The organism is Acetobacterium tundrae (assembly GCF_008086615.1).
In the GTDB taxonomy this organism is placed as follows: Bacteria; Bacillota; Clostridia; order Eubacteriales; family Eubacteriaceae; genus Acetobacterium; species Acetobacterium tundrae.
Genome location: NZ_RXYB01000004.1, coordinates 192,574 through 218,249, shown reverse-complemented (window position 1 = coordinate 218,249; position 25,676 = coordinate 192,574). Strand labels below are relative to the sequence as shown.

General features: G+C 41.4%; 24 protein-coding genes. 6 read left to right on the top strand and 18 right to left on the bottom strand.

The genetic code is table 11. From position 1 onward, the window contains the following. Positions 1 to 56: 56 nt before the first annotated feature. A complete protein-coding gene (locus FZC40_RS05375; protein WP_148565829.1) occupies positions 57 to 614 on the bottom strand; it encodes an NADPH-dependent FMN reductase in 558 nt (185 codons plus the stop codon). Between the two features lie 308 nt (positions 615 to 922). On the opposite strand from FZC40_RS05375, the gene FZC40_RS05370 reads away from it, so the two are divergent. Continuing rightward, on the top strand, positions 923 to 2,179 hold the full coding sequence (locus tag FZC40_RS05370) for an Nramp family divalent metal transporter (RefSeq protein WP_148602894.1): 1,257 nt from the start codon (positions 923 to 925) through the stop codon (positions 2,177 to 2,179). 370 nt (positions 2,180 to 2,549) lie between these two features. On the opposite strand, the gene FZC40_RS05365 is transcribed toward FZC40_RS05370, so the two are convergent. The 5 genes from FZC40_RS05365 to FZC40_RS05345 all read right to left on the bottom strand — a co-directional run bounded on the left by FZC40_RS05365 (position 2,550) and on the right by FZC40_RS05345 (position 12,155). Further along, complete coding sequence (locus FZC40_RS05365) at positions 2,550 to 5,531, bottom strand: methyl-accepting chemotaxis protein (RefSeq protein WP_148602893.1); 2,982 nt, start codon at positions 5,529 to 5,531, stop codon at positions 2,550 to 2,552. Positions 5,532 to 5,935: 404 nt separating this feature from the next. Then, positions 5,936 to 9,097, bottom strand: a complete 3,162-nt coding sequence (locus tag FZC40_RS05360) for a methyl-accepting chemotaxis protein (RefSeq protein WP_148602892.1) — start codon at positions 9,095 to 9,097, stop codon at positions 5,936 to 5,938. A gap of 234 nt (positions 9,098 to 9,331) precedes the next feature. Beyond that, positions 9,332 to 10,393: a chitobiase/beta-hexosaminidase C-terminal domain-containing protein gene (locus FZC40_RS05355; protein ID WP_148602891.1), complete on the bottom strand. Its 1,062-nt coding sequence runs from the start codon at positions 10,391 to 10,393 to the stop codon at positions 9,332 to 9,334. A 344-nt stretch (positions 10,394 to 10,737) separates the two neighbouring features. Continuing rightward, on the bottom strand, positions 10,738 to 11,490 hold the full coding sequence (locus FZC40_RS05350) for an alpha/beta fold hydrolase (protein WP_148602890.1): 753 nt from the start codon (positions 11,488 to 11,490) through the stop codon (positions 10,738 to 10,740). A 47-nt stretch (positions 11,491 to 11,537) separates the two neighbouring features. Beyond that, entirely contained in the window at positions 11,538 to 12,155 is a 618-nt protein-coding gene (locus FZC40_RS05345) for a TetR/AcrR family transcriptional regulator (RefSeq protein WP_148602889.1), read from the bottom strand. A gap of 214 nt (positions 12,156 to 12,369) precedes the next feature. Between FZC40_RS05345 and FZC40_RS05340 the strand changes: the two genes are divergently transcribed. Both FZC40_RS05340 and FZC40_RS05335 read left to right on the top strand, forming a co-directional pair. After that, on the top strand, positions 12,370 to 12,858 hold the full coding sequence (locus tag FZC40_RS05340; protein ID WP_148602888.1) for a DUF6803 family protein: 489 nt from the start codon (positions 12,370 to 12,372) through the stop codon (positions 12,856 to 12,858). A 250-nt stretch (positions 12,859 to 13,108) separates the two neighbouring features. Next, positions 13,109 to 13,327: a hypothetical protein gene (locus FZC40_RS05335; protein WP_148602887.1), complete on the top strand. Its 219-nt coding sequence runs from the start codon at positions 13,109 to 13,111 to the stop codon at positions 13,325 to 13,327. A 91-nt stretch (positions 13,328 to 13,418) separates the two neighbouring features. Here FZC40_RS05335 and FZC40_RS05330 read toward each other — a convergent pair whose 3' ends face one another. The 3 genes from FZC40_RS05330 to FZC40_RS05320 all read right to left on the bottom strand — a co-directional run bounded on the left by FZC40_RS05330 (position 13,419) and on the right by FZC40_RS05320 (position 17,030). Continuing rightward, complete coding sequence (locus FZC40_RS05330) at positions 13,419 to 15,086, bottom strand: metallophosphoesterase (RefSeq protein WP_186843655.1); 1,668 nt, start codon at positions 15,084 to 15,086, stop codon at positions 13,419 to 13,421. 135 nt (positions 15,087 to 15,221) lie between these two features. Further along, a complete protein-coding gene (locus tag FZC40_RS05325; RefSeq protein ID WP_148602885.1) occupies positions 15,222 to 15,863 on the bottom strand; it encodes a cobalamin B12-binding domain-containing protein in 642 nt (213 codons plus the stop codon). A gap of 279 nt (positions 15,864 to 16,142) precedes the next feature. After that, a complete protein-coding gene (locus FZC40_RS05320) occupies positions 16,143 to 17,030 on the bottom strand; it encodes a fructose bisphosphate aldolase (protein ID WP_148602884.1) in 888 nt (295 codons plus the stop codon). A 262-nt stretch (positions 17,031 to 17,292) separates the two neighbouring features. Here FZC40_RS05320 and FZC40_RS05315 point away from each other — a divergent pair, with 262 nt between their 5' ends. From FZC40_RS05315 to FZC40_RS05305, 3 genes are all read left to right on the top strand, one after another. Beyond that, complete coding sequence (locus FZC40_RS05315) at positions 17,293 to 17,478, top strand: MMPL family transporter (RefSeq protein WP_317134845.1); 186 nt, start codon at positions 17,293 to 17,295, stop codon at positions 17,476 to 17,478. A 191-nt stretch (positions 17,479 to 17,669) separates the two neighbouring features. Further along, positions 17,670 to 18,455, top strand: a complete 786-nt coding sequence (ygiD, locus tag FZC40_RS05310) for a 4,5-DOPA-extradiol-dioxygenase (protein ID WP_148602883.1) — start codon at positions 17,670 to 17,672, stop codon at positions 18,453 to 18,455. 10 nt (positions 18,456 to 18,465) lie between these two features. Then, the gene (locus tag FZC40_RS05305) at positions 18,466 to 18,915 is read left to right on the top strand and encodes a MarR family winged helix-turn-helix transcriptional regulator (protein WP_148602882.1); all 450 of its coding nucleotides are present in this window, start codon (positions 18,466 to 18,468) and stop codon (positions 18,913 to 18,915) included. A 160-nt stretch (positions 18,916 to 19,075) separates the two neighbouring features. Here FZC40_RS05305 and FZC40_RS05300 read toward each other — a convergent pair whose 3' ends face one another. The 9 genes from FZC40_RS05300 to larB form a co-directional block, all read right to left on the bottom strand. After that, a complete protein-coding gene (locus FZC40_RS05300; RefSeq protein WP_148602881.1) occupies positions 19,076 to 19,492 on the bottom strand; it encodes a MerR family transcriptional regulator in 417 nt (138 codons plus the stop codon). A gap of 97 nt (positions 19,493 to 19,589) precedes the next feature. Beyond that, positions 19,590 to 20,747, bottom strand: a complete 1,158-nt coding sequence (locus FZC40_RS05295) for an iron-containing alcohol dehydrogenase (RefSeq protein ID WP_148602880.1) — start codon at positions 20,745 to 20,747, stop codon at positions 19,590 to 19,592. 20 nt (positions 20,748 to 20,767) lie between these two features. Further along, positions 20,768 to 20,956, bottom strand: a complete 189-nt coding sequence (gene dmpI, locus FZC40_RS05290) for a 4-oxalocrotonate tautomerase DmpI (RefSeq protein ID WP_148602879.1) — start codon at positions 20,954 to 20,956, stop codon at positions 20,768 to 20,770. Positions 20,957 to 20,974: 18 nt separating this feature from the next. Then, positions 20,975 to 21,511, bottom strand: coding sequence for a flavodoxin family protein (locus FZC40_RS05285; protein ID WP_148602878.1), 537 nt, complete (start codon positions 21,509 to 21,511; stop codon positions 20,975 to 20,977). A 209-nt stretch (positions 21,512 to 21,720) separates the two neighbouring features. Next, positions 21,721 to 22,299 (bottom strand): DapH/DapD/GlmU-related protein, encoded by a 579-nt coding sequence (locus FZC40_RS05280; RefSeq protein ID WP_148602877.1) that lies wholly within the window; start codon positions 22,297 to 22,299, stop codon positions 21,721 to 21,723. Between the two features lie 235 nt (positions 22,300 to 22,534). Then, positions 22,535 to 23,017, bottom strand: coding sequence for a flavodoxin (locus FZC40_RS05275; protein ID WP_148602876.1), 483 nt, complete (start codon positions 23,015 to 23,017; stop codon positions 22,535 to 22,537). A 166-nt stretch (positions 23,018 to 23,183) separates the two neighbouring features. Beyond that, positions 23,184 to 23,351: an aldo-keto reductase family protein gene (locus FZC40_RS17365; protein ID WP_243135756.1), complete on the bottom strand. Its 168-nt coding sequence runs from the start codon at positions 23,349 to 23,351 to the stop codon at positions 23,184 to 23,186. Between the two features lie 14 nt (positions 23,352 to 23,365). Further along, a complete protein-coding gene (gene larC, locus FZC40_RS05265; protein WP_148602875.1) occupies positions 23,366 to 24,742 on the bottom strand; it encodes a nickel pincer cofactor biosynthesis protein LarC in 1,377 nt (458 codons plus the stop codon). Beyond that, positions 24,739 to 25,485, bottom strand: coding sequence for a nickel pincer cofactor biosynthesis protein LarB (larB, locus tag FZC40_RS05260; RefSeq protein WP_148602874.1), 747 nt, complete (start codon positions 25,483 to 25,485; stop codon positions 24,739 to 24,741). The genes larC and larB overlap by 4 nt, the downstream gene beginning before the upstream one ends. Positions 25,486 to 25,676 lie beyond the last annotated feature (191 nt).

The window sequence follows — 25,676 nt, the reverse complement described above, 5'->3', positions numbered from 1 at the left end:
CGGCCAGAACGTTGTCAATTGACCGGTCGGTTGCGCTTTCTAAAAATGCTTAGCACTTAAACGCGTAAGGTCTTTAACGCACCACTCCAGGCAATGACCTGATCAAACACGTCATTCAGAGCACTTTCGTTGCGTGGGTCTGGTGTGAACACGTTCATGTTTTGGAAATCAGTAAAAAGATTGAGCATCACTTGGGCCCGAACATCGGCCATATGGAGTTCCGCGGCCACCAGTCGAAGCGCTTCAACCGACCGGGTCCCGCCAGCACTGCCATAAGCGACAAATCCCACGGCTTTGTTTTGCCATTCCACATTCAAATAATCAATGGCATTTTTCAAGGCCCCGGGAATGCTGTGGTTATATTCAGCTGTGACAAAGATAAATCCATCAAATTCACTGATTTTCTTTGACCAGACTTTAGTATGTTCTTTGGTATACTGCTGCATCATCGCCGGATTCGGCTCATCTAGAAGGGGCAGATTGTAATCCGCCACATCCACTAACTCAAATGTAGCATCAGTTCGTTTCTGAGCCAGTCCGTTAACCCATTTTGCCACTGCTTCCCCATTCCGACCTGGTCGGGTGCTGCCTAATATTATCCCAATTTTTGTCATTGTAATCCTCCTCGATTTTTAATTATTAGATCAATCTTAAATCAATCTAATAATAATATACCTTATTTACCTGAAAATAAACAAAGGAAAAAGATAAATTTTTGATGGAAAATACTTATCCAATATTTCTGTTTTCACAAATCTTTCTTTGACCGTTTTCGACCAGTTCTTCTTGACATAATTCACTGCCATGGATATATTTAATACATATCATTCAATTTATACAAGACAGAATTTCCATCAATCCTTTTTAATGCAATTGGTGCTTAGGAAAACCACTGTTAAATGGTCATAAGGAGGATTTCACTATGCATTGGTTTTCAAATCTCATGGGACCAAACCACAAACCCACACTGGGCCTGAAAAATTTACTGAAATACATCGGACCAGGTCTTCTGGTAACGGTGGGCTTCATTGATCCCGGAAATTGGGCTTCTAACATTGCTGCCGGTTCGGCCTATGGGTATGTCCTGCTTTGGATGGTCACTCTTTCGACTATTATGCTCATCGTTCTTCAGCATAATGTCGCACATTTAGGCATTGTAACTGGTGATTGTCTAGCTGAATCTGCAGTCAAACATCTACCCAAGCCGTTAGCCCGGTTCATCCTGGGAACGGCTATACTGGCGACGATTTCGACCTCGCTGGCAGAAATTCTCGGCGGCGCTATCGCCCTTCAAATGCTCTTTAACATTCCCATCAGAATTGGCTCCGTTTTCATTCTGGCATTGACGTTATGGCTAATGTTCAGCAATTCCTATGGTCGGCTTGAAAAACTCATCATCGGTTTTGTTTCGGTTATCGGCTTATCCTTTCTCTATGAATTAACCCTGGTTGATGTCAACTGGCCTGCGGCGATTTCGGGATGGACGACAATCAGTATTCCAAATGGTTCGATGCCAATTGTTATGGCCGTTCTAGGGGCCGTGGTCATGCCGCACAATCTGTTTCTGCACTCTGAAATCATCCAAAGCCGTCAATGGAATCTCGAAGACGAATTGGTTATTAAAAAACAACTTAAATACGAATTTTTTGATACCCTATTCTCGATGATTGCCGGCTGGGGCATCAACAGTGCCATGATTATTCTGGCCGCCGCGACTTTTTTTAACCGAAACTTTGTGGTAACCGAGCTGTCTCAAGCTCAAGAAATGATGATCCCGCTTCTGGGCAATGGTGCCGCTGTTATTTTCGCAGTTGCGCTGCTTTTTTCGGGCATTTCTTCCACCACCACCGCAGGTATCGCCGGCGGATCTATTTTTGCGGGCCTCTTTGGCGAACCCTATGACTTAAAAGATAATCATACCAAATTTGGTGTCGCTATGATTCTAATTCTGGCAACCTTAGGAATTTTTCTCATTTCCGATCCGTTTAAAGGTTTGATCTACAGTCAGATGCTTTTGAGTATTCAGCTGCCCATTACCGTAGTGCTACAAGTTTATCTGACGTCATCCGAAAAGGTTATGGGATCCTATAAAAACCGGATGTCAACCCGAATTGTCCTCATCGCTATCGCTGTTATTCTGACAATTTTAAATCTAATGCTTTTGATTTCCCTGGTCTGAGTCGATTTGAAACATGGTGATCGGCAGTATATTCGTGTCCTTGCCAACTGAAACAGCACTGTCAGACCGTCGCCTCTGATCTCCAAACAAACACGTTGATTATCTTTCCTTCACGGATGGATCGGACATCAATCGGTACTGATTGCGATAAAACTGAACCCCGCCAGCGCGATCAAAAAAACGATACCCAGCAAAGCAACGATGGACATGGGAAATATGGCTTTTTTGTATTACAGACCACCATCACTGTGAGTCCCACTGCGACTACCAGAAAAGAAAGCTGATTTTGTCAATGTCGCTGCCATAGTAAAAATCATCACCCATTAAACCGAATGGTGCTGTTTTAATGGGTGATAATTATTTGATCTGATTATTTAGATGATTTTAAATCAAATTCATTGACCATGTTTTTCAGCAGTTCCGCCTGGCTGTATAATTCTTCACTGGCAGCGGCACTTTCTTCAGCAGTTGCCGAGTTTGTCTGAACCACCTGAGATACCTGATCAATGGCTGAATTAATCTGATTAATTGAAGCGGTTTGTTCATTTGAAGCATTATCAATTTTTCCAACAAGAGCTGCCGCTTTTGCCACCCCGGTTACGATCTCATTCAGGGAATCAGCGGTATTGTTGGCGATGACGGTTCCTTGCCGTACTTTATCAATCGACCCTTCAATTAGTTCCGTGGTTTCTTTTGCAGCTTCAGCGCTTCTTCCCGCCAGGGTTCGCACCTCTTCTGCTACAACCGCAAAACCTCGACCTTGTTGTCCTGCCCGGGCAGCTTCGACGGCGGCATTAAGGGCAAGGATATTTGTCTGGAATGCAATATCATCAATAACCATTATAATGCTAGAAATTTTTGAAGACGATTCATTGATTGCCTCCATTGATTGAAGCATTCCCTGCATCTGGGTGTTCCCATGTTCGGCATCTTTTTGAGCTGTGAGGGTTAATTGATTCGCCTGGTTGGCATTGAAAGCATTTTCTTTTGTCTGGTTTGCTACTTCAGCGATAGAAGCACTGAGTTCTTGCATTAAACTGGCCTGTTCAGTGGCACCTTGTGCCAGAGCCTGACTGCCATAGGATACCTGTTTAGAACCGGATGCTACTTCATCGGCGGAAGTATTAATATTGCCGAGAATATCATTTAATGACATCATGGTACCGTTAAGCGAATCTTTAATCAGGGCATAACTGCCTTTGTAATCGCCTTTTACCGAGTCGGTCAGATTACCGGAAGCCATCTTTTCTAAAATCTGTGCAGCTTCAGTAATTGGTTTTTCGATGGCATCAAGGGTTTGATTAAAACCACTGACAATCTCCCGATAACCGCCTTCAAATTTTGAAACATCGCTACGCACATCAAGATTTCCTTGCACACCCGCCTGTGCTAAGTTTCGGGATTCTTCGATGAGATTATTGATCGTAGTCAGAGTTGCAATAACCGATGGCATCAATTTATCATTGTCCGATCGTTTTCCAACTTGAATAAATTCATTCAGTTTACTGGTGTCGCCTTTTGAGATTCGAATAAAGGCATCCTGCACGGTGAGCAGCCGGTAATGAACTAAGTTGATTTCTTCGGCAAACTCTTTCATATTACCCTGGTAGGTGCCGGACATTTCAATGGTATAATCATTGGCCGCCATTTTTGTCATCACTTGTCGCGCATCGTTAATTGGGGCTAAAATAGAATTGAGTGTTTCATTAAAGCCATGAATTATTTTTCGGTAATCGCCGCTATGCTTGGACTCATCAGCCTGAATTTCTAGTTTGCCTTCCGTTGAAGCGTTGGATAACATATTAACATCCGCCACCAAGGCATTTATATTATCGATACAACTATTTAAATTCTGTTTGATGGTATTAAAGTCACCATTGTAAGTGGCTGTTATTTTTGCCGGTATATTACCTTTGCTGATTTTATCAACATAGTCAGCAGACATCGTTAACGGCTCGACAACGGCATCAAGTGTTTTATTGACGCCTACAACAATATCCCGGTATTTGCCCTGGAATTTATCTGCGTCACCCCGGACCGAAAGATTTCCTTTTGTTGCCGAATCGGTGAGCAGTTCAACCTCGGATTCCAAATTTTTTAAATTATCAACAACCTTGAGTAAACTTCTGGATTGGCTATCCTTATCGGATTTAACATCCACTTCAACATTGAGATTGCCCATCGAGATCTGTTCCAGGGTGTTAATATTTTCCTGAATATTTTCAGACAGTTTTTTAAATGATAAACCCAGCATGCCAAGCTCATCCTGACGTTTGATAATGTCATCAGGGATCTCGCTGTCAAAATCACCCAATTCAGCTTTATGAAATAAATCTGTAATTAAAACAATGGGATTAACAACACCTTTTATTAATTTAACAATGACAAAACTTAAAACAATAAGCGTTAATAAAAACAATCCAATTAATTGAAAAATCATGATCATGATGGGTTGATTCAATTCACTTTGGGGTTCCATAATGGCCAATGTCCAACCGGTAGAAGGGATGGGGGCATAATAGATGTTATTTTTTCCCGAATTATCTGAAAATGTGGCGGAACCGGCTTTACCGCTAATGATATCTGATCCGATTGCCGCAAGACTGGCATTGGGATCTTCTAGAATATTAACAGTCATGGTCTTTGAATCATCCTGATCCGCAATATAAAGTCCATCTGAGTCCAGTAAGAAGGCCCGGCCGGTTGCACCGACTTTGATTTCATTTACCATCTTCTGCAAACTGCTCAAATCGATGTCGCCGCTGACCATACCTCGAAAATTCTTAGCACTGTCAAAAAAAGGAGTTATTGCGGTTACCATAGAAAGACCCAGAATATCATCTTTAAATGGTGCAGACCATCCAATTCCACCGTCTGCTGTTTTTCCGGCCAGATACCAGTCCTGATTGGGATAGTCATATTCATCGGTGCTGAATAGATCCTCGGTAAAGAGAATTTTTGAACCATCCCGGTATGCATAAGGTCCAAAATACTTTAGTTCAGGTTTGTATCCGTTATAATCATACCAGACGCCGATCCCGTAAGTATCACTATTGAGGCTGACATTTTGAGTAAGAAGGTCACTATACTCCTGAATTGACATTTGAGTTCCGGTTATACCAATGGTTTTACTTAAGCTACTAACAACTTTACTGTGGTTGTCCAGGGATTTTTCAACATTGCCAATGGTATTATTGAGCTGAAGATTCATTTGTTCTTCAATTTGTTGATTTTGAGTATTGATACTGAGGATAATAACGGATACCCCGATGATCAGTAAAGCCAAAGCTACAAATATCAAGACTAATACGACAATCTTGTTGCTTATTGAATTCCTATTAAACATTTTCATAAAGCAGTTTCCCCTTAAAATTATTTTTAAAAACAATTGTGCTTATTTAATATTTTTACCCCTTCCACCGAAATTAAACAAATAATTCAATTTTTAAAAACATCATTAAAAACTAACCGAAAAATTTTAGAGGCAATATATGAAACGTTTAGGTATAATATGGGTATCACATGCATATTTTCTAAACTATCTTAAATATATAATCTTTGCTTCATATGCTTTTTTCATAAATGTCCAAAAGGCACCTATGAATATTATCCCTATTCAGTTGGAAAAAGCCGAAACAAGATTAGATCGCGGTCTGGGCAGCTTAGCCAGAACTAATTGCTTAATTGCTGTTTGCAAAACAATTGACTTACAAAAAAGACGCTTTTACGGCGCCTTTTTTATAAGAAAGGATGCTTTTAATATTTATCCATGTCCCTATCGCCTAAGTCAATAGTAGGTTCTGACTGTCTTTTTTGTGATTCTTGGTGGGGTTTGGCAACTGGTGTGTTTGATTTTGTTATGGTTCTGAGCTTAAAGGTGTCAACCTGTTGTTTAAGCAGCTCAGCCTGCCCAGAAAGTTCTTCACTGGCTGCAGCACTCTGTTCAGCCGTTGCCGAATTCTGTTGGACCACATGAGCAACTTGTTCTACCCCAGTGTCAATCTGGGCGATGCCGGATGCCTGTTCATTGGAAGCAATGGCAATGTTTCCGACAAGGGTGGTAACCTGTTCAATGCCTTCCACAATGTCTTCCAGAGCCGCGGCTGTATTATCCGCAATTTTTGTTCCTTCCTGAACATTATCAATGGAGCCTTCAATTAAGACCGTGGTTTCCTTGGCGGCTGCTGCACTTCGAACAGCCAGACTTCTGACTTCCGCGGCGACTACGGCAAAACCTTTGCCGTGTTGACCGGCCCGGGCAGCTTCCACTGCAGCATTAAGGGCTAGAATATTGGTCTGGAAAGCAATATCATCAATGACTTTGATAATTTTTGAAATATCATTGGATGATTGGTTGATGGCTACCATAGAATCCTGCATTTTTGACATCTGTGCATTGCCTTTATCAGCATGATCTTTTACGTTGTCTGCTAATTCTCTGGCTTTATTGGCATCAATGGCATTATTCTTGGTTTGGTTTGCTATTTCGGTAATGGAAGCCGTTAATTCCTGAACTGCGCTTGCTTGTTCGGTGGAACCTTGAGCCAGCGATTGACTTCCTGCCGATACCTGGCCGGCGCCGGAGGCAACTTGTTCTGCCGCCACATTGATATCGCCCATGACGTCATTTAACGAAGCGATGATCACGTTAATGGCATTGGAGATAGTGACAAAATCGCCCCTAAATTCCCGAGCATTTTCGATATTCAGATTCCCCTGGGATAATTGCTCAATTTTATCTGTAATTTCACTGACAACAATATCCAGGCGACTGGCAGTGTTGTTCACGGATTGTTTGAGTCCATCGATATCCCCTTTATAGTTCCCGGTGATGCGTTCCTGAAGGTTACCATTTGACATAGCATCCATAACAAACATAACTTCACTCAGCGGCTTGGTGATTTCTTCGATAATGGAATTCATGCCACCAGCCAATGATTTCCAGGCCCCATTTAATTTGCTGAGCTCTGCCCGGGCATTAAGATTTCCATCATTAACCGAACGGGTAACCATGATGCCCTCATTAAGAACCTCACTGATGGTTGCTTTCACCGTCGTTAAACTATTGTTTATTTCGTTAAACTCAGCACTGACTTCACGGGTATATTCATCGACGGCACCGATATTTAAGTCAAAGTCCAGATTTCCTTCGCTTAAATAGATTAGATTATTAGCCAATCGGGTGACTTCCGTTTTAGTATAGTCACTGACTCTGATAATCGGAGTTAAATCGGTTACGATTTCCACGAAACCAATATTTTCACCTTTTTTATTTTTAAGGTACGCGGTATCCTGTTTATTGTTTCTTCCAACCCATTCAAAATAACTGTCAGGTAAGTTTTTATCAACCAGTCGACGGATTCCACAGCCTTCGGTCTGACAGATACTGGCGCCGGCATTATAGCAATCCATGCCACAGGCAGATTTTCGGTCTTTAATGACGCCGTTCGCAATCATCAGATCTTCAAAAGACTTATTCATAAAGGTCCATTTCATATTATTATCGGTTACATGAACCGGGAAAGGAATACCGTCAATGATGGCTTCGTACCATAACATTTTATCCACAACCGTATCCAGGGTGGCATTGACGCCCTCAACAATTTCTTTAAACCCACCATCAAAGGCGTTGGCATCTCCTCTTGTTTCCCATTGTCCATTGATTGCGGCCTGGGACAACAGGGTAGTTTCGGTAATCAAGCCCCGGATGGTTTCGATGGTACGTTTGAGAGCCGGTGCGATTTCATCCTGGGGATCCCTTAATGCAATATTCGCAGAGACGTCACCATTTGAAATCTGGTTCATGGTGCCGATGACTACATTTTGCAAGTCATCCGCTAGTTGGTTCATGGAAATGGTCATTTCACCGACCTCGTCCTTCGATTCAATTTTCAACCGTACACCCAGATGTCCCTGGGTCATTTCCTTGATCATGTGATTTAAAGAAATGACCGGCTTTGTGATTTTTTTGGCCAGAATATAGGTGGCTAGGCCGCCAATTAATAGGATTACTAAGGATGTAATCAGAATGATATTTCTCAAATTATTGATGGGAGCTAGCACATCGCTCTCAAATTTGATGACGATGAGAGTCCAGTTCGAGCCAGGAATGGGAGCAGTATACGCAATTTTATTTTCTCCCAGATAATTATAGGCAATACTTCCGGATTGTCCCACACCCAATTTCTTTATGGCCAACCCAAACTCTTTTAAGGAACCATTGGCTTCAATTTCATCAAATATATTCGTTCGATTCAGAATCAACTGATCGTTGGGATGGGCCATGACAGCGCCGTCTTCATTAATGACCATCCCGTATTTTCTAACCCCGTCACCCATGCCATTGGTGATATCAAGTAAAAAAGTGGGATCCCGACGACCAACAAGGAGGCCAACTACCTGCCCATTATTCTTAATAGGAGACACTTCAAAAACAGAGGGTTCATTGGTGACTTTGCTGATGACAACGTCGGAAATGGATGATTTCCCAGCAAAACCGTCCTTGTACCAGTATTCACCTTCAGATTTAAATTCCCCTCCACCAATGATATATTTGCCATGGCCATTCATATCCATAACTGCAATATCCTGGTAACCCAAACGAGCTACATCTACCGATATGGAGGAAACTTGGGTATCCCAATCCATGGTGGCGGTTCGCGCCCGGAGACCAATTTCATCCAGTTTTCCTAGATTACCGGAGATTACAGCACCAATATGACCGGCACCTTCGCTGACAAAAGCCTCATCCTGTTTATTTGATTCATTTGTCAAGGCAGCCGAACTGATAGTGATAGCGATCAACCCCAATATGAGTACAGCAGCGGCCAGAATCAAGGTAGTGAATGCAAGTAATTTTGTGGACAAACGCATGCCAACTTGTGTATGCTCTTGTTCGTTTTTATTTGTATTCTTCATTAGTCCATTCCTTTCTAATCTAAAATATTTTAACTATACACGTGATTTTTTATACTAAACTAACAACTAGCACTACCTTTTCTTTTACACTGTCCAGCGTCAGTTTGATTTCTAAAAAAGCCTCCACAGTGATAATAAATACCCACAGGAAGACTTTTTAAACAATTTTAAATTTTTAGACTAATCGACTATTATTTGCACGGCTATTATTATTTTGGGGCAGTCAATTCAAAACTAGTTCATTGTCATAATATCGGATCCGGCAAATGTGAAGGGCAAACGATATTGGTTGCCGCCGAGATAGTCAGCGGCAGTAAATTCCCGCCAGTCTCTGCCTTCATATCGGAAACTGAATTTATTATCCCCTTGCGCTCCAAGGTCAACGTCGACGAGCATATCCCCCTGATTATTGCCATCAACCGTAAAATCACTTATTTTAATAGTTCCACCATTTTCAGTTGTACTCACAACAACAAAATCTCCACCGGCTGTAGATAGGGGCTTTGGTATGTATTCACGGAAAGTTGTTTGGGATATTTGCAGTGCGCTGCCGGTGTCTTCTTTGTACCAGACTCCAGATATTCTGTTGATCAATTCTTCTGTGGTAACGTTTCTTTCAAGGCTGGTAAGGATGTAATTGCCTGCTAATACCGAGCTGCACACATCTTTGGAATTGACTTCAATCACTTTAACTGTCGTTTCACCGATGGAGAGACTGATGGGGCTTGTATATTCCGTCGAGGTTTTTTCCGGGACGTTGCCATCCAGTGTATAGAATAGTTTATCAGTAGCATTACCTTTAACAATTTCCAAACTCTGTGTTCCCTGATAGGCTCCGGGAGCCAGATTGAAACTTGGATTCTTAACAACATAATTTTCTTCTTCGGTAATGTAGCTTTGATCCCCTGTTTTTTTAGCCGCTTTTTCCAATAATGCAAGTATTTCAGCTTCGGATTTTCCTGATGCGACATAGGAACTAATGAGTTCATCATACAACTTTTTTAATTCTTCTTTATCCGTGGTATTCTCAATTGTTTTATCATCTGAATTCTGATTCGAATTTGACGTGTTAAACTGATTGACAAGGAAGAAAGCCAGGACGGCAAGAATTAATATACCACCAGTGATTCCTAAAATGATTATTAATTTCTTTTTACCTTTTGGATGAGGGGGTATTTCTTCCGCCAAACTTTTTTCGCTTGTTTTTTGATTTTTTGAATCCATTTCTTCTGCTGGCAATTCGTCATTGCCTTGAACTGATTCAATTTTTCCCGTTACTTTTTCTTCATCATTCATAATGATTTCTCCTTATTTGGATTTAATTAGGGATAGAATCAAACATTTATGCGTCAACAAAGAATTAATACTTTTTTTGTATTTTATAGTATTTTTAATGTTATATCAACAAAAATTTATTACTATTCAATTTCACTTTTCACCGTCTGTTTGTTATATCGAATTTCTGCAAATAATTCATGGTAAAATATAACGCGTGGATGTTAGTTTGTCCCGGCTACGATACCTTAGCCCTTCCTCACCACAAAAAAAACTTCTAAACGCAGTGAAAACTCCATGTCTTTTTTAAAGCAAAAAAAAATCCCACAGCATATTACGCTGTAGGTGAATAGTGTGCGGGGAGGTTATGTAGTTAAAAATTCTGTCACTTCTTTTATATATAAATCCGGATTTCCTATACACAATTCCCCGTGGTCAAATCCCTTGAAAACTTTGATCTTAACACTCGGTAATATTGATAAAATACATTTTGCGTATTTTTTCCCAAGCCAGGCCTCCTTGGAACCATACCAATATGTTATAGCTGTTTTAGTGTCAGCAATTGAATTTGGAAGTGAATATCTAAAAACCGATAAATGTGCATTTCTGCAGCTTTCATCTGTCATGTTTGCACCAATGTTAAAAACATCATCAACCATTTCCTGGGGATAAAAGGTGCGACTTAAAAAATATTTCAAAAGCCTGCTTCCTTTTTTCATGCTATGAGCTTGCCTTATTCGATAATTCACAGATAAATCCAACAAGTATTGATTCATTGGAACGATAGGCCCTGCATCAACAATTGCCTTATCAACTTCAAGCCGATTTTGTGCAAGTATGTCAACCACAATTGTAGCCCCAAGCGATGCTCCGCAAATTGCGAATACATGTTTCTCATATACTTGTATTACATAATCGATTATATCCGCAGCCGCTTTTTCAACCGTCGTAAATGTCGAATCATTTTCTGTGTCATGCCCGTTCAAGACAGGAACAATAACAAAATAATCTTGACTGAAAACATCTATTTGAGGATTCCACATTCTCCAAGATATGCCGTATCCATGTATAAGAATGATCACTTTATTATTCTTGTTTCCAAATTCTTTAAATATCATAATGGCAGTCTCCTAAAATAGTAATAAAAATACTATATCTGCATTGTTCAGCACAAATATTCTTCCTTGTACACCGACCTTTTATAAAAATCATAAACCTCAAGTAACTGTTCATACATTTCACTCACATTTAAATGATTATGAATGCCTTCCTTCCAAATTCCTTCTGAACACCAGCAAATCATTTTTGTCACTTTTTCGATATCCGTTCCGTCTTTGAACTTGCTATAATCAATGTTTTCAAAGATATTAATTACCATTTCTGCTTCTTTTTTTTGATTAACATCTGCAACTAATTTTACAATTTCAGGTATTTTCTCTGAACTGGCCTTTATCACGAACTGATATGAATAAGGATATTGCTCTAAAAGAGCCATCTTTTGTTTTTGACTCTGGCATAGGATCTCAAAATAATCGGTTTCTTCAAAATTAAAATTTTCGTTTGCTTTTTTTTCAAGAACTTTTAAAGCGTAGTCATATACGAAAATATATAAGGACTGTTTGTTCTTGAAATATTGAAACAAAGAGCCTTTTGAAATTTTCGCTTTGGCTGCAATATCATCGGTTGATGCATGCTTAAAATCATTTATAGAAAATACATGCAGGGACGAATTAATGATTCGTTTTTGCTTTTCTCTGTCTAATTTATAAAAGTTCTGATACATTCAAAGCTCCTTTCTGACTAATATAGTTATAATATTACTAGAATGACTGAAAAAAACAACCCCCCCACAAAAAATATATTAAGTTGAGTTGAGTTTTGCACCGTCAGTATAAAATTCTTTCTAAATTTTCAATAAAGTTAGAGGATCTCCATAATTCCTACATAATTAGTCTGTATTATAGGCATAGAAATTAAATTTTAGGAGGAAAAACACTATGGATATGACCCATTACATGTCATTATTGACAAGCAACCAACCATGGAATTTATTAATCTTCATGGCGATTCCGGTAATTTGCGCAGAAACACTGACGATTTCAGAATTCTTTATCATCTTTAATCGGTTAGAAACAGGAAGATTAAGGACCTTCAACAAAGCCGTTGGCATCTTTGCCGGACTGTATTTTACAGGAATTTTTATTTACTTATTTATTGCCGCCGTTATTCCCATAACCACGACCGGTCAATGGCATACCTGGGTCGATGTTGTCGCAGTCGGATTTTATTTGTTGGGCGTAATATTTCTTCTTCCAATTGCCTTAACGGAACTTGGCATCCTATTTAAAGGTAAAACGAAAGAAGAAAAAATGAAGATCCATTTTATTCTTATTTCAGGCTTCCTTGTAACCGCACATATTGCCATGATCTTCGGCATGGTTAATCCGGAAATCATAAACAGTATGTCAACGATGCCAATCATGTAAATATACGAATGATGATGCTCTATTAATTCAAACTGCACCATTTATTTTTATCCTTAATTTTCTTAATTTTCACATTCCGTTGACATTGTGTTCACATTGATCGGTTATTCTTTAATTATTAAATCACTTCAGCATTGCATCGGGAATTTTTGAAACGATTCGAGTCATCAAACAATTCCTGATTCACTCAATAAAAGTGATGTTGCATTCACAGCGTTGTGTCTGCAAGAAATATCAAAGGAGAACGATAATGAAAAATTTATCTAAGAACAGTCAATCCCAATCGCTTGTCATTGAAAAAGGCGTCCGTTCACTTCAGAAAAAAATAATTACAAATCATCAAAAAATAAAAGCAGCTGCGGCAGATAAAAAAAGACAAGGCAAAAGAAAAACAACCGCATTTGACATGCTTCTGTTAGCCAGTTATTTCTGGACAATGAATGATTTTGGCGATACCATCATTAAATAATGCATCCCTAAAAAATAAAAGCAATCCTCAAGGACTGAGTTCTGTATTGTACAGAGCTCGGTCCTTTTAAATTGCCCTTGTTTACATCTGCTTAGGGATTGGTGATCGCCTGTCCATTCGCCCATTGGGTAATGGTTTGGTCCTTCGCATACTGATAGAGATTCACGATTTCAATGGCGGAATCCGCTTTTTGAGGCGAAATCACCACAAAGGTCATCGATGGATTCCTGGGTGCATGATCAATCCAGGTGCCGCTATTGGCATAGATGGTTTTCTGACCGGCCGGATTCGTCATCGGGGCGATCCGGGCATGATGGGTATGTCCAAAGACCACAATGCGTTTGGTTGGATCTGTATCAAAAATCTGGGCCTGAGCCTGGGAATCGATAAAGGCACTGTCCGCTGATTTGGCAACCGCATCCGCAACCGGAATGTTCACCTTCACCCCGTTGATGGTCTGGCGTTCGTCCCAGGTGTTCTGGATGTCTTTATACAGATTCATCGCCAAGGTGCCATCATCATTCTGGTGGGGCAACAGATCATCAACGGCGTAGGTCTGAGTATACCCGTCAACATTTGTTTTGATGACGGGATCGGCGTAGCTTTCTTTAATCGGTATGGCGGACAGCAGGGCTTTCCATACCTGAGCATAGCGATAAATATTCAGCTGGTTGGCATCGTTTTTATCCACTTTTAAATCCGGGAAGGTGTTGGTTGTTTTGGGATATCCTTCAGCAACTGCCGATGATCCGATCCGGGCATAGAAGTAAGCCGGCGGCAGAATCGAGGTGCCATTTTGGGTAATTTCTCGGTTTGATATGGGGTCCGGGGCCGAGTACAAATCATACCGATGTCCATGTTCAATGACAATTTCTGAATTGGTTCCGGTAACGTAGGAACCCAGCCCCTGCATGCTGTCCCGGGCCTGGTTGATGCCGGGGAAAATCCGCGCGATATCGGCATCGGTTGCCAGCAGATCATGGTTCCCCGGGATATAGGTGACTTTGATTTCACCGCTCTGAATGATCGCATTGATAGCGTCAACCACGGTTTGATTGTTTGCCGCCACTGCATCATAAAATGCAGACTGGGAATCCGGCATCATATAATCCATGGGAAGCATCCAGAAATCAAGGAAATCCCCGGCAATCACCAGTTCTTTTACATTGGGTGATGCCTTCACTTGATTAAGATAATCAACCAGAGGCTGTCTGTTTGCCAGCGTCTCAGTATACCGATCGTCGATCCCCAGATGGATATCACTGATCACAACAATTTGGGTTCGCTCGTTATTCAGATCTTTATTTCCAGCGAGGTTCAATTGATAATTTGTGGCAAAATATCCGGCAAAATCACCGGCCAGACTTGAACCGGATTTGGCTTTCAAATCACGGCTGATGGAAATTTGATATTCTTCCCCCTGGGTCAAGGCAGTCATTGCTTTATTGTTGATATCAACGACCGTTGGATCAGCCGCATCCATTTTGATGACGCTCGGTTCTTCCACCGCATTTCCGTTACCGTCGATCCGATAAAGTTTAACCGCATCGGCAATGGTCGTCGGATCAATCTTTTCGGTGAAGGTCAGGCTGATGGTTGTAACCGTGTCATTCAGAGTTGGATTATTTGGATCTTCGGTTGTTGCAATGTTTGGCTTAACGGTCATTATCCCGGGCTGTTTGGGCGACCACAGCATTAAAGCCAGAGTCACCAGCACAACAATCCCGACAATCAGCAGCAGTTTTTTCTTTTCATTCAAGATCATTTCTCCTACTCATTTTCTCATTCTTTCTCATTTTCCAATATCAACCAGCCATTTTTAAATACGCGTGTAACGATCATATCTATTTCCGAATATTCGAATTAATCTAACTTTTTTAAAATATTATTGTATCTAATTGTCTCCGCAGATCCATTCCTGACAGATTTTGACCCCTTCAGCCGCATTATTGGTAAAGGCATCGGCACCGATATAAGCACAGGCTTTTTTCGTAACCGGGATTCCTCCGATAATGATTTTAGATTTGATGCCAGCCTCCTTCAGCCCATCCACCGTTTTTTTCATGGAATCGATCGCCGCAGTCAGGATACCGCTTAAACCGATAATATCCGGTTGAATTTCCTGGGCCTTTTCGACAAAGGTCTCAATCGAAACGTCAATGCCCAGATCATAGAGCTCAAAGCCTACGGTCTTTGCCAGGCCGATAAAAATATTTTTTCCGATGTCATGCAAATCACCATGCACAGTCCCGATTAAAATTTTTCCTGTAACTTCAGTTTCATAACTGCACATGATCGGTTTTAATAAATCGATTACATAAGTTAATAAATTACCGGCGAAAATCAGGTCAGCGACAAAATATTCACCTTTTTCATAATTCTCACCCACCGTACTCATGGCTGCCTGACAGACTTCCAATACTTCCATGGCTTCCTGTTCCGTGGGATTGGAAGCTATGAATTCCTGTAAAATTTTCACCACTTTTTCATCTTCCAGTTCGCCCATTGCCAACGCTAATTTTTTAAAATCGATCATATTTATTCTCCGTTCTTTTGCAAATTCAAACTTTAAACTTTGTTATCTTCCAATTTTAAATAAGTTTAATATTATATCATTTTGATTTTAAATGCAACCTTTCTGGCAAAGAAGACCGAAAATAAAAAAAAGCAACCAGCAAGGACTGAGTGCTGTATTGTACAGGGCTCAGTCCTTGTAAATTACTTTATCACCGCAAAATGGCTGATCAACCTTTTTTCGCTGAACGCGCAGACACGGCTATGTTAAGCTATCAATCCTACTTTTTAATTTGCTTTTTTATTTAATTGATGCATCATAAATCGATTGGATCGATTCATCCAGCATGTTGTTGAATTCTTCTTCACTTTGGTTAACATTTAGCCCTTCGGTTAATGCTCTTGAGAAACTTGCAATCAGTTTAGGATTCCTTGCCAGTTTTTCATTTGACTCTTTTCTGGAATATCCTCCCGATAATGCAACTGTTCTTACCACGTTTGGCTGCTTCATGATCTCCTCATAGAAATTATCAACTTCTGGTAGGGTAAGTTTAAACATCACTAGACAGTTGGTATCCAATGTTTTCAGATATTCTAGAATTTCTTGTTTGAGAATTACTTCCGCCGCTGCTTTATCTGGCATATGAATATCGATTTCCGGCTCTAAAATAGGAACAAAACCAGCCGCTGCGATGGCTTTGCCAATTTCAAACTGTTGATCAATAATTGCTTTTATGCCGATTTTATTCGCTTCTTTTATGACCGAACGCATTTTAGTACCAAATATATGACGTTCCTTAGCGCGACTCAGCAAATCATCAATATTTGGAATCGGTTTCATTAATTGAACACCATTCTCTAAATCCAGTAACCCCTTGTCCACTTTTAAAATGGGTAAGATTCCTTTCGTTACCCAAAGATAATCTGCGCTGTATTTTCCATCCACTTTTGAATCCATTGTTTTTTCAAACAGGATCGCAGCAAGAATTCTTTCTTTGGTAAAAACCGGGCTTTCCATAATCCTTGATCGCATGTCGTGAACCAATTGAAACATCTCCGTGTCATCAGTATAGGCTTCTTTGGGGATTCCATAAATTGCAAGTGCTTTAGGTGTGCTGCCACCGCTTTGATCCAGTGCCGCAATAAAACCGTTGTCATTTTTCATTCGTTCTAACTGTAACATATTCATAAATACACCTCCGCTTATTATATGTCTTTATTGTATTATACACCTTTTTAGAACTTTTAACACCACCCCAGAAGTAATCATTTACAATTTAGACTGGAAATGCCATAAAAACTTTTGTCGGAGTCTCACAATCTCAGTAAAATGGCCATGTCGCCATTGTCCAGAGCTTTTTTTACATCCTGCAAATCATCACATCACAACAGGAGTGCTCCAAAAACGAATACAAAATCAGAATTATTATTCTCAATAACGACTTACGAACATTCTGGTCAACCAGTTTAATTTTTCGGTGACCAGTTTCACCCAGATGTTTATCATTCTGGTGTTGTTCGGCATCGGCACGGATTACCATATTCTGCTGTTTAACCGTTTCAAGGAAGAACTTTCCCATGGTCTTTCGATTAATGAAGCGATTCTCAAAAGCTATCAAACCGCCGGGAAAAGCTGAATGATTTTCTGATTTAAACCCGCCAGCTTAAGTTATCTTATTTAAGCTAGTGGGTGTTTATTCTGAGATAAAACTTAAAGACATTTGGTGATCATTGATTATATCACTAGTTAGTGATATAATCCTGGTAACAACCAATTTCAATCATATCAAATGATTGAAATCACTTAAAAGTAGAGGAGTGAACGAACATGAATGAAAAAATGCCGGTCCTGTTTGTCGGCCATGGCTCTCCGATGAATGCCATTGATAACAATGAATTTACCCGCGGCTGGGAGGAACTTACTGCAAAAATACCAACTCCCAAGGCAATTCTGTCCATTTCGGCCCATTGGTACACAAACGGAACAAAAGTAAACGATTCGGATAAACCCGAAATGATCTATGACATGTATGGCTTTCCGGACGAACTTTACCAGGTTGTCTATGACGCACCCGGTGCTCCCGAGCTGGCTCATTTCACAAAAAATCTGATTACCCGAGCTGTCACGGTTGACAATACCTGGGGACTTGACCATGGTACCTGGTCGGTGCTGCATCGCATGTATCCGACCGCCGAAATTCCTGTGTTTCAGCTCAGTATTGATCTCAGTGCCGCGGCGGCAACCCATTATCAGATCGGCCAGGAACTCCAATCACTGCGAGATCAGGGTGTTCTCATTTTCGGCAGCGGAAACATCGTCCACAATCTGTCCCGCGTAAATTGGGAACTCAGCAGTGGTTATTCATGGGCTGACGAGTTTGATGCCTATATTAAAGAGTGCATTTTAAACCATCGCTATCAGGATGTCATCAATTACCACTCCGCCGGGGAATCATCAAAGCTGGCCTTCTTCACTCCTGATCACTTTTATCCCCTTTTATATGTACTGGGCGCTGCCGGTGATGATGACAACATTACGATATTTAATGATTCTCGCACCTTGGGTTCGATGTCCATGACCAGTTATTTGATCTCCGACAAAAACACGATATAACGGTGTGCCGATGCTTTATAACCAAGAAGATAAACTTGATCTTGCCCTGCTAATCGCCATGAGCCGGACAACGCAATCACTCCAACGACGATCAGCAACTATTTTAAAAGACAGCGGCTTGACGATTACTCAATTTGGCGTCCTTGAAGCCTTGTATCATAAGGGTGATATGACCATTACCGAAATCATTGAAAGACTTCTTTCGACCAGTGGCAATATGACGGTTGTCATCAACAATCTCGAAAAGGAACAGTTTGTCAGCCGCTATGTCAATCCCAAAGACCGGCGTTCTGCTCTGATTGCCATTACGGAAAAAGGCCGCAGCCGGGTTGAAGCAATCTTTCCATCCCATCTTCAGGACTTAAAAGAATGCTTCTCGGTTTACTCCCCGGATGAAAAAGAACAATTGCTGGTTCTTTTAAAAAAACTGGCGGCAAAAAATAAGCGTGAGACCAAATAAATGATCTCACGCTGAACAATTATACGCGCTAAAAATTTCAATAGCATTATTATATGCGAAATGAAAATTTTTTGTAAGCGAATTTTTGTTTTTTTTACTGCACCTATATCATCTAGTCAGATTTACTTAAAAAAATGAGAATTTCCCGTTCTCCAAACCATTATTTTTCATCTTTTAATAAGCGTTGATTCTCTTTCCAGGCATTTACCATCTCGATCGTGATTGGTTCGCATTTTTGCTCATAAGTATCCAATTTATAGTTAATGACATCCAGGCTCTCCTGAATTTCAGCCATCTTTTTTTCCTGATCTTTTTTTGCGTCCAGTAAAATCTCTTTTCTGGCTGGCTTCGTGGATTCTCCCTGTAAAGCCAATTGAATATATTCGCGAATCGCTTCTAATGACATCCCGCCTCTTTTAAAACGCATCGCAAAATCAATCCAGTTTAATGACATCTCATCATAATCTCTCATCCCAGAGGCGGTTCTTGGCACTTCAGGAAATAAGCCAATTCGTTCATAATACCGTAAGTTATCAATACTAATCCCGGTTATTTCGGCTGCTTCTTTAATCGTCATCAGTAATCGCTCCTTTCTCTCGCTCTGGTTCTGACTCATGTAAAGATATTTTATTTTAAAAATATAGTATTACTGAAGTATATAACTTTTTCAGACCTTAAATTGAACTTTCAAGAATCTTCTGGCTAATCTCCAGCGTCAGGTCACCGGTTTCTGAGATGGCCGTCATGCCATGCGCCTTTAGTTGTTCCACAATCGCTGGTATTTTATCAGCTCCAATACCATACTCAGACAAATGCGTCTTTACACCAAGACTTTCAAAAAATCCCCGTGTTTTCTGAATTGCCAGATCAATTTTTTCGTCTTCGCTTCCCGTATCAATATGCCACACTCGTTCTGCATACTGCAACAGTTTTGCTCGTTTTTGTTCGCGTCTTACCGCCAATAACGAAGGCAGGATAATTGCTAAAGTCTGCCCATGATCGATCCCGAACATCGCTGTCAACTCATGACCAATAAAATGGGTTGACCAATCCTGTGGCACACCGCAGCCAATCAGACCATTTAACGCCATCGTAGCACTCCACACATGGTTTGCACGGGCATCATAGTTTTCAGGTTCAGATACAGAGGTTCCCCCGATTTCAATCAACGTCTGCAATATTCCCTCAGCCATGCGATCCTGCACTCTGCCATCAACGGGAAAAGTTAGATACTGCTCGGTAACATGGATAAATGCATCGACCACCCCGTTGGCAACCTGTTTTTGAGGCAGGGTAAACGTAATCGTCGGATCGACAACTGAAAACTTCGGAAAAAGCAATGGACTGGAGAAGAAGTATTTAGCATGTTCATAACTAATGACAGCCGTGGGATTCATTTCAGACCCTGTGGCAGGCAACGTTAGCACGGTGCCAAATGGAACAACTTCTTCCACGGGAAGGGGGGCATATCCACCTTTTAGTATTTCTCGGGAATCGCCATCGAACTTCGATGCTGCCGCAATAAACTTCGTGCCATCGATAACTGACCCGCCACCAACAGCCAGTAAAAAATCAACTTGCTCATTCTTAACAACTTCAACCGCTTTCACTATCGTTTCGTATTTTGGATTTGGCTCGATCCCGCCAAATTCATAAATCTTTCGATTGCCAAGAACCATCTTGATTTTGTCGATCAGACCGCTTCTCTTAGCACTTCCACCACCATAGGTGATTAAGACTGTTGCATTTACAGGAATATTCTCGTTAATACTAGCAAGTCTGTCCTTACCAAATATAATATGAGTGGGATTGTAAAAATCAAAGTTTTGCATAATCGTGTCTCCTCTTCTTTCTATGCTTTTTGGTCGGACAGAAGTGCTCCGCCAAATCCGATATTGTCTAATTCATTTTCTTTCAACAGTACAATGAATGCCTGCTCCGGTACATTCATCACTTTTGATGCTGTATTGGTGAATTCCTTAACCAATTGTCTTTTTTGATCAGCATTCAATATTCCTGCTTCTAATGTGATTACTGGCATAATTTCATCTCCTAAACTTTATTTTAATGCTTTACCCATTTCGTAGGCTTTTTGGGGAAAATCGGTTTGTTCAAGCATTTCTCGTACTGGACATCCAGTTGCCAGCAACTTTCCGGCATCTTCCCAGTTTAGAAAACGCAGCGTCGATTCATACATTTTTTCCAAGGCCGTCATCGTCCAATCGTCTGCACCATAGGACGCCGCTAAAAGCATCGCCTTTTTACTCCCGGCAATTTTTGCATTGCTGGCGTGGAATCGGTCAATCACCGCTTTGATCTGGGCTGACATGCCAAAATAGTAAAGCGGGGTCACAAATACAATCAGTTCTGCTTCCACCAATTGGTGACTAAAGTCACTCATGGAATCCTTGTGCACACATTCTCCATCATGGCTTGAACAATACTCACAAGCCAGACATGGTTTGACATTTTCAAAAGCGGCATCAAATCTGAACACGTCATGTCCTGCTTCTTTAGCCCCTTCAATCAATTTATCTGCCAACAAAGCCGATGTTCCCTTTTTATGAGGACTTCCAGTTATTACGGTTACTTTCATTTTTTTCTCCTATCAATCAATATTTTTATCGATGAATCCACTATAAACCCTTAAGTCAACTTCAGGTCAAGTAAAATATTGAATTTTTTTTACTCTCATAAAAAAACACAAATCAAGAGACTGCTCTCAATATTCGTGGTCGATTATAATGATGTAAAAATGTCAGGATATCCTGTTTTACCTCCAATTTTTCTTTGCGATTTCGCAATTTATTTCTGATCAGGTTCAATTCTATTGATGATTTTTGCCGGGACACCGCCGACAATGACATTTGGCGGCACATTTTTGGTGACAACAGCACCGGCGGCAATAACCGCACCATCGCCAATGGCGACGCCCGGAACAACCGTCACGTTGGCCCCAATCCAAACGTTTTTACCGATTATAATGGAAGCCGGATGCATATCGCAGCGTCTGTCCGGATCAATGTCATGATTTAGGGTGGCCAGCACCACATTATGTCCGATCAGAGCACCATCACCGATGGTAATCCCGCCCTGATCCTGAAGCTGGCATCCGGAATTGATAAAAACATTTTTCCCCACCTGGATGTTTTTTCCGCAATCGGTATAAAAAGGTGGAAACATGGCAAAGGTTTCATCAACCGGTTTACCTATCAAGCGGGAAAACAAGACCCGTATTTCTTCCGGGGTATGGTAGGAACCATTGATTTCAGCAGTCACTTTCAATGCCTCTTGGGATAGTTCATGCATCATTTGATGCACTTCAGAACCGCCCACAACCGTTTCACCACGGGTCAAGTGTGATAGAAAATCATTTATTTCCATTGTATTCCTCCTTCTTTAAAGTAGATTCTCATCTTTTGAGTTTTTTCATTCTTCATAAATCATCGATTGAGTTTTTCTACTGATCATATTAAACTATTATTAACTAATTCAACTTGATTCTACAACGAAATTTTTAACCCCGCTAATATCACCAAATCCTGGTGATATTAGCGGGGTTTGCTTTTAATATTCATTCTTCAAGACTTTGACTTTTTTTCTCGCTTCTGAATATTTCCTAAAATCTCTCTACCCAGGGAGTTAGTTCTTCTTTTGAAATTCTACCATTCAGAAGCTTTCCTTCACTGATATTTGTTGAATCAGCACAGCTGCCTTTGAGATTAGCGACGGTCTTTCCAAAGCCACTGCTACCTGATGTTGCAAAAAGAACAATGGTCTTTCTTGCAACATCATATTCCTCCAGGAATGTATTAATAATGGTTGGCGCAACGTGCCACCAGATTGGAAAGCCTAAAAATATCACGTCATAATCTTCCATATTCGATAATTTCTCTGCAATAGCCGGTCTGGACATTTTATCTTGCATCTCGATGGTACTGCGTGCTTTTTTATCCATCCAGTCTAAATCTGCACTTGTATAGGGTACTTTTGGTTTTATTTCGAAAATATCCGCCTGTGCTGCCTGAGCAAGTGTCTTTGCGACATTCGCGGTCACACCACTTGCTGAAAAATATGCTACTAAAATCTTCTTATTGTTCATGTTTTCACCTTTCTAACTTCATATTTTATTTTTAATTTTGTGCTTCTTTGACCTCATTGATATTTCTGCTGCGGCGATACTGTCCATCATCCCATACCGAACAGAGATGACCTTCGATCACAAACGCATCTCTGGGATACTTGCTCAGTGCCTTACCAAGATTGCTTCAGACATCGGGGTTGGAATTGTAAAGATCGATAAAGTTGATGCCGCTTTCCAGGGCACAATCGACCAGGGCCTCACAATGCTCAAAACTGCGATTCTCAAAGCCTTCGCCTCCGATTCCAATTTCACTGACTTTTATTACGGTTCGTCCCAGTTCTCGATATTTCATAAAATGATCCTTTTTCAATTGTAATCCGGTCCTAAGGTTAACGGCAACTCAAACCGATTGAGCTCAGCTAATGTGCGCTGTGAGATTCCTTCAGCTGCTTCACATTCTTTTTTGATGATATGGTAGGCGTCCTGATACGCCATCCGGTGTTTTTGACAAAGTTCCGCCACGCTGGCGTATTCGGGATAAATCCGTTTTCCCGATTCCAGCTCACAGACTTTTACCTGAGCTTCCCCCAGACTGGTGAGAATTCTTTTGACGGTTCGCCGTAAACCGGTGCTTTCCATCTGAATGCGTCTGATCCCGATGGTGGTGGTCTCTTCAAAAATAATCTGTTCCAACTCTTCAATGGCGTCTTTTTTGCAGATCACATTGAGTAGATAGCCGGGCCGGTTTTTTTTCATATATACCGGCGTGTAATGGACATCTCTGGCTCCGGCCGCAAACAGCCGATCCATGACAAAACCCAGGATTTCACCGCCGCAGTCATCAATGTTGCTTTCCAGTTTGAAAATGCCACCACTATTTTTCGTTTTGTCGGTGATCAGCATGGCCCGCAGCAGACTGGGGCGGTCGTAGGTTCGTTTACCCGCGCCCATGCCGGTTTTTTCAATGGTAAACTGCTTTGGCAACTGATCACCGGTTTTAATAGCGGCCACAATGGCCGCCCCGGTTGGGGTAATCAGCTCCCCTTCGGTGCTGGTAAGATGCAAATTCAAGCCATGGCTGGCCGCGATATGGGTCACTGCCGGGACGGGAATGGGGATGATCCCATGCTGACAGCGTACAAAACCCCGGCCTTCATACAGTTCCGGCACGATCACTTCACGGATATTAAGGTTATCCAGACAAACCGCTACCGCTACAATATCTACAATCGAGTCCACCGCTCCCACCTCATGGAAATGCACCTGCTCCCGTTCTACTCCGTGGGCTTTGGCTTCGGCATCGGCAATAATTGAAAAGATCCGGATGGCCAGCTCTTTGGCATGATCCGTGATCGCCGCCTGCCTAATGATTGCAACAATTTCCAGAAGTCCCCGATTGGCATGTGAATAAGTCTTTTTCTGCAATTGCTCATGATGCTGCAGTTCCGAAGCATCATCATGAGCGTGGCCATGTTCATCACTGTGATGGTGGTGATGATCACCATGAAGATAGGCCATATCATGGTCATGGTTTTCGTGGTCCTGATCCAGTTTGACGTGAAAGTCGCAGACATCCAGCCCCGCTTTTTTAACCCGGCTGATGACAATGTCAAAACCTGTGACAGGCAAACTTTTAAGTGCCGTCTCCAGCACCGACTGATCGGCCCCCAGATCCAGAAGCGCCGCCACAGTCATGTCGCCGCTGATGCCGGAATAACATTCAAGGTATAAGGTCTGGCTCATGATCGCACCCCCAATCGGTTGATCTGGGTAGCCGTATAACCTGCCCCGTAGCCATTATCGATGTTAACCACCGAAATGCCGTTGGCACAGGAATTGATCATCGTCAGTAGCGCTGATATGCCACCCAGACTGGCCCCATATCCGATCGAGGTGGGCACCCCGATGACCGGCTTGTCCACCAGGCCACCAATGACACTGGCCAGAGCACCTTCCATCCCGGCTACCGCAATCACGCAGTTAGCACTCTGGAGCACATCCAGCTGGGAAAGAATCCGGTGAATTCCGCTAACGCCCACATCGTAAAGCCGTTCTACGTAGGAGCCAAAATACTCGGCCGTCTGGGCGGCCTCTTCCGCCACGGGGATATCCGCGGTCCCAGCCGAACAGACGGCAATTTTTCCCACCCGTTTCTTGCCGGGTTTTTCGATTTTAATAATCCGGGATATTTCGTCGTACACAACTTCCGGATAAACTTCTTTAATCACTTCATACTGATGCGCTGAGACCCGGGTTCCCATCACCTCGCCATCTTCTTCATAGAGTTTTCCAAATATATTCAGCAAATGGGAGTCTGCCTTGCCACTGCAGAAAATCACCTCGGCAAAACCCGATCGGATTTTTCTATGGGTATCCAGTTTGGCAAAACCCATTTCTTCAAACGGCTGCCGGCGAAAGAAAAGCTCTGCTTCCTCCACAGAAATCTCGCCCGTTTTTACTTTTTTCAATATTTCCTGTGTTTCCATTTTCACCTCTGGCTTATCTTGTTTTATTTCTTTGATATTATCTTATACTTTACCACTTGAAGTTCACTCCAAGTCAATAGTTATTTATTCTTTTCTTAAAAAAATCTCCGACCATTTTAGGTTCGGAGATTTTAAATACATCAATAATTACCGTTTAAACATTTAGTTTGCCTTCTCTTTGTGACTAACTA

Excerpts from the sequence above, each read along its gene's own strand:
- FZC40_RS05375 (WP_148565829.1), bottom strand. The coding sequence starts at position 614 with ATGACAAAAATTGGGATAATATTAGGCAGCACCCGACCAGGTCGGAAT.
- FZC40_RS05370 (WP_148602894.1), top strand. The coding sequence starts at position 923 with ATGCATTGGTTTTCAAATCTCATGGGACCAAACCACAAACCCACACTG.
- FZC40_RS05365 (WP_148602893.1), bottom strand. The coding sequence starts at position 5,531 with ATGAAAATGTTTAATAGGAATTCAATAAGCAACAAGATTGTCGTATTA.
- FZC40_RS05360 (WP_148602892.1), bottom strand. The coding sequence starts at position 9,097 with ATGAAGAATACAAATAAAAACGAACAAGAGCATACACAAGTTGGCATG.
- FZC40_RS05355 (WP_148602891.1), bottom strand. The coding sequence starts at position 10,393 with ATGAATGATGAAGAAAAAGTAACGGGAAAAATTGAATCAGTTCAAGGC.
- FZC40_RS05350 (WP_148602890.1), bottom strand. The coding sequence starts at position 11,490 with ATGATATTTAAAGAATTTGGAAACAAGAATAATAAAGTGATCATTCTT.
- FZC40_RS05345 (WP_148602889.1), bottom strand. The coding sequence starts at position 12,155 with ATGTATCAGAACTTTTATAAATTAGACAGAGAAAAGCAAAAACGAATC.
- FZC40_RS05340 (WP_148602888.1), top strand. The coding sequence starts at position 12,370 with ATGGATATGACCCATTACATGTCATTATTGACAAGCAACCAACCATGG.
- FZC40_RS05335 (WP_148602887.1), top strand. The coding sequence starts at position 13,109 with ATGAAAAATTTATCTAAGAACAGTCAATCCCAATCGCTTGTCATTGAA.
- FZC40_RS05325 (WP_148602885.1), bottom strand. The coding sequence starts at position 15,863 with ATGATCGATTTTAAAAAATTAGCGTTGGCAATGGGCGAACTGGAAGAT.
- FZC40_RS05320 (WP_148602884.1), bottom strand. The coding sequence starts at position 17,030 with ATGAATATGTTACAGTTAGAACGAATGAAAAATGACAACGGTTTTATT.
- ygiD (WP_148602883.1), top strand. The coding sequence starts at position 17,670 with ATGAATGAAAAAATGCCGGTCCTGTTTGTCGGCCATGGCTCTCCGATG.
- FZC40_RS05305 (WP_148602882.1), top strand. The coding sequence starts at position 18,466 with ATGCTTTATAACCAAGAAGATAAACTTGATCTTGCCCTGCTAATCGCC.
- FZC40_RS05300 (WP_148602881.1), bottom strand. The coding sequence starts at position 19,492 with ATGACGATTAAAGAAGCAGCCGAAATAACCGGGATTAGTATTGATAAC.
- FZC40_RS05295 (WP_148602880.1), bottom strand. The coding sequence starts at position 20,747 with ATGCAAAACTTTGATTTTTACAATCCCACTCATATTATATTTGGTAAG.
- dmpI (WP_148602879.1), bottom strand. The coding sequence starts at position 20,956 with ATGCCAGTAATCACATTAGAAGCAGGAATATTGAATGCTGATCAAAAA.
- FZC40_RS05285 (WP_148602878.1), bottom strand. The coding sequence starts at position 21,511 with ATGAAAGTAACCGTAATAACTGGAAGTCCTCATAAAAAGGGAACATCG.
- FZC40_RS05280 (WP_148602877.1), bottom strand. The coding sequence starts at position 22,299 with ATGGAAATAAATGATTTTCTATCACACTTGACCCGTGGTGAAACGGTT.
- FZC40_RS05275 (WP_148602876.1), bottom strand. The coding sequence starts at position 23,017 with ATGAACAATAAGAAGATTTTAGTAGCATATTTTTCAGCAAGTGGTGTG.
- FZC40_RS17365 (WP_243135756.1), bottom strand. The coding sequence starts at position 23,351 with ATGAAATATCGAGAACTGGGACGAACCGTAATAAAAGTCAGTGAAATT.
- larC (WP_148602875.1), bottom strand. The coding sequence starts at position 24,742 with ATGAGCCAGACCTTATACCTTGAATGTTATTCCGGCATCAGCGGCGAC.
- larB (WP_148602874.1), bottom strand. The coding sequence starts at position 25,485 with ATGGAAACACAGGAAATATTGAAAAAAGTAAAAACGGGCGAGATTTCT.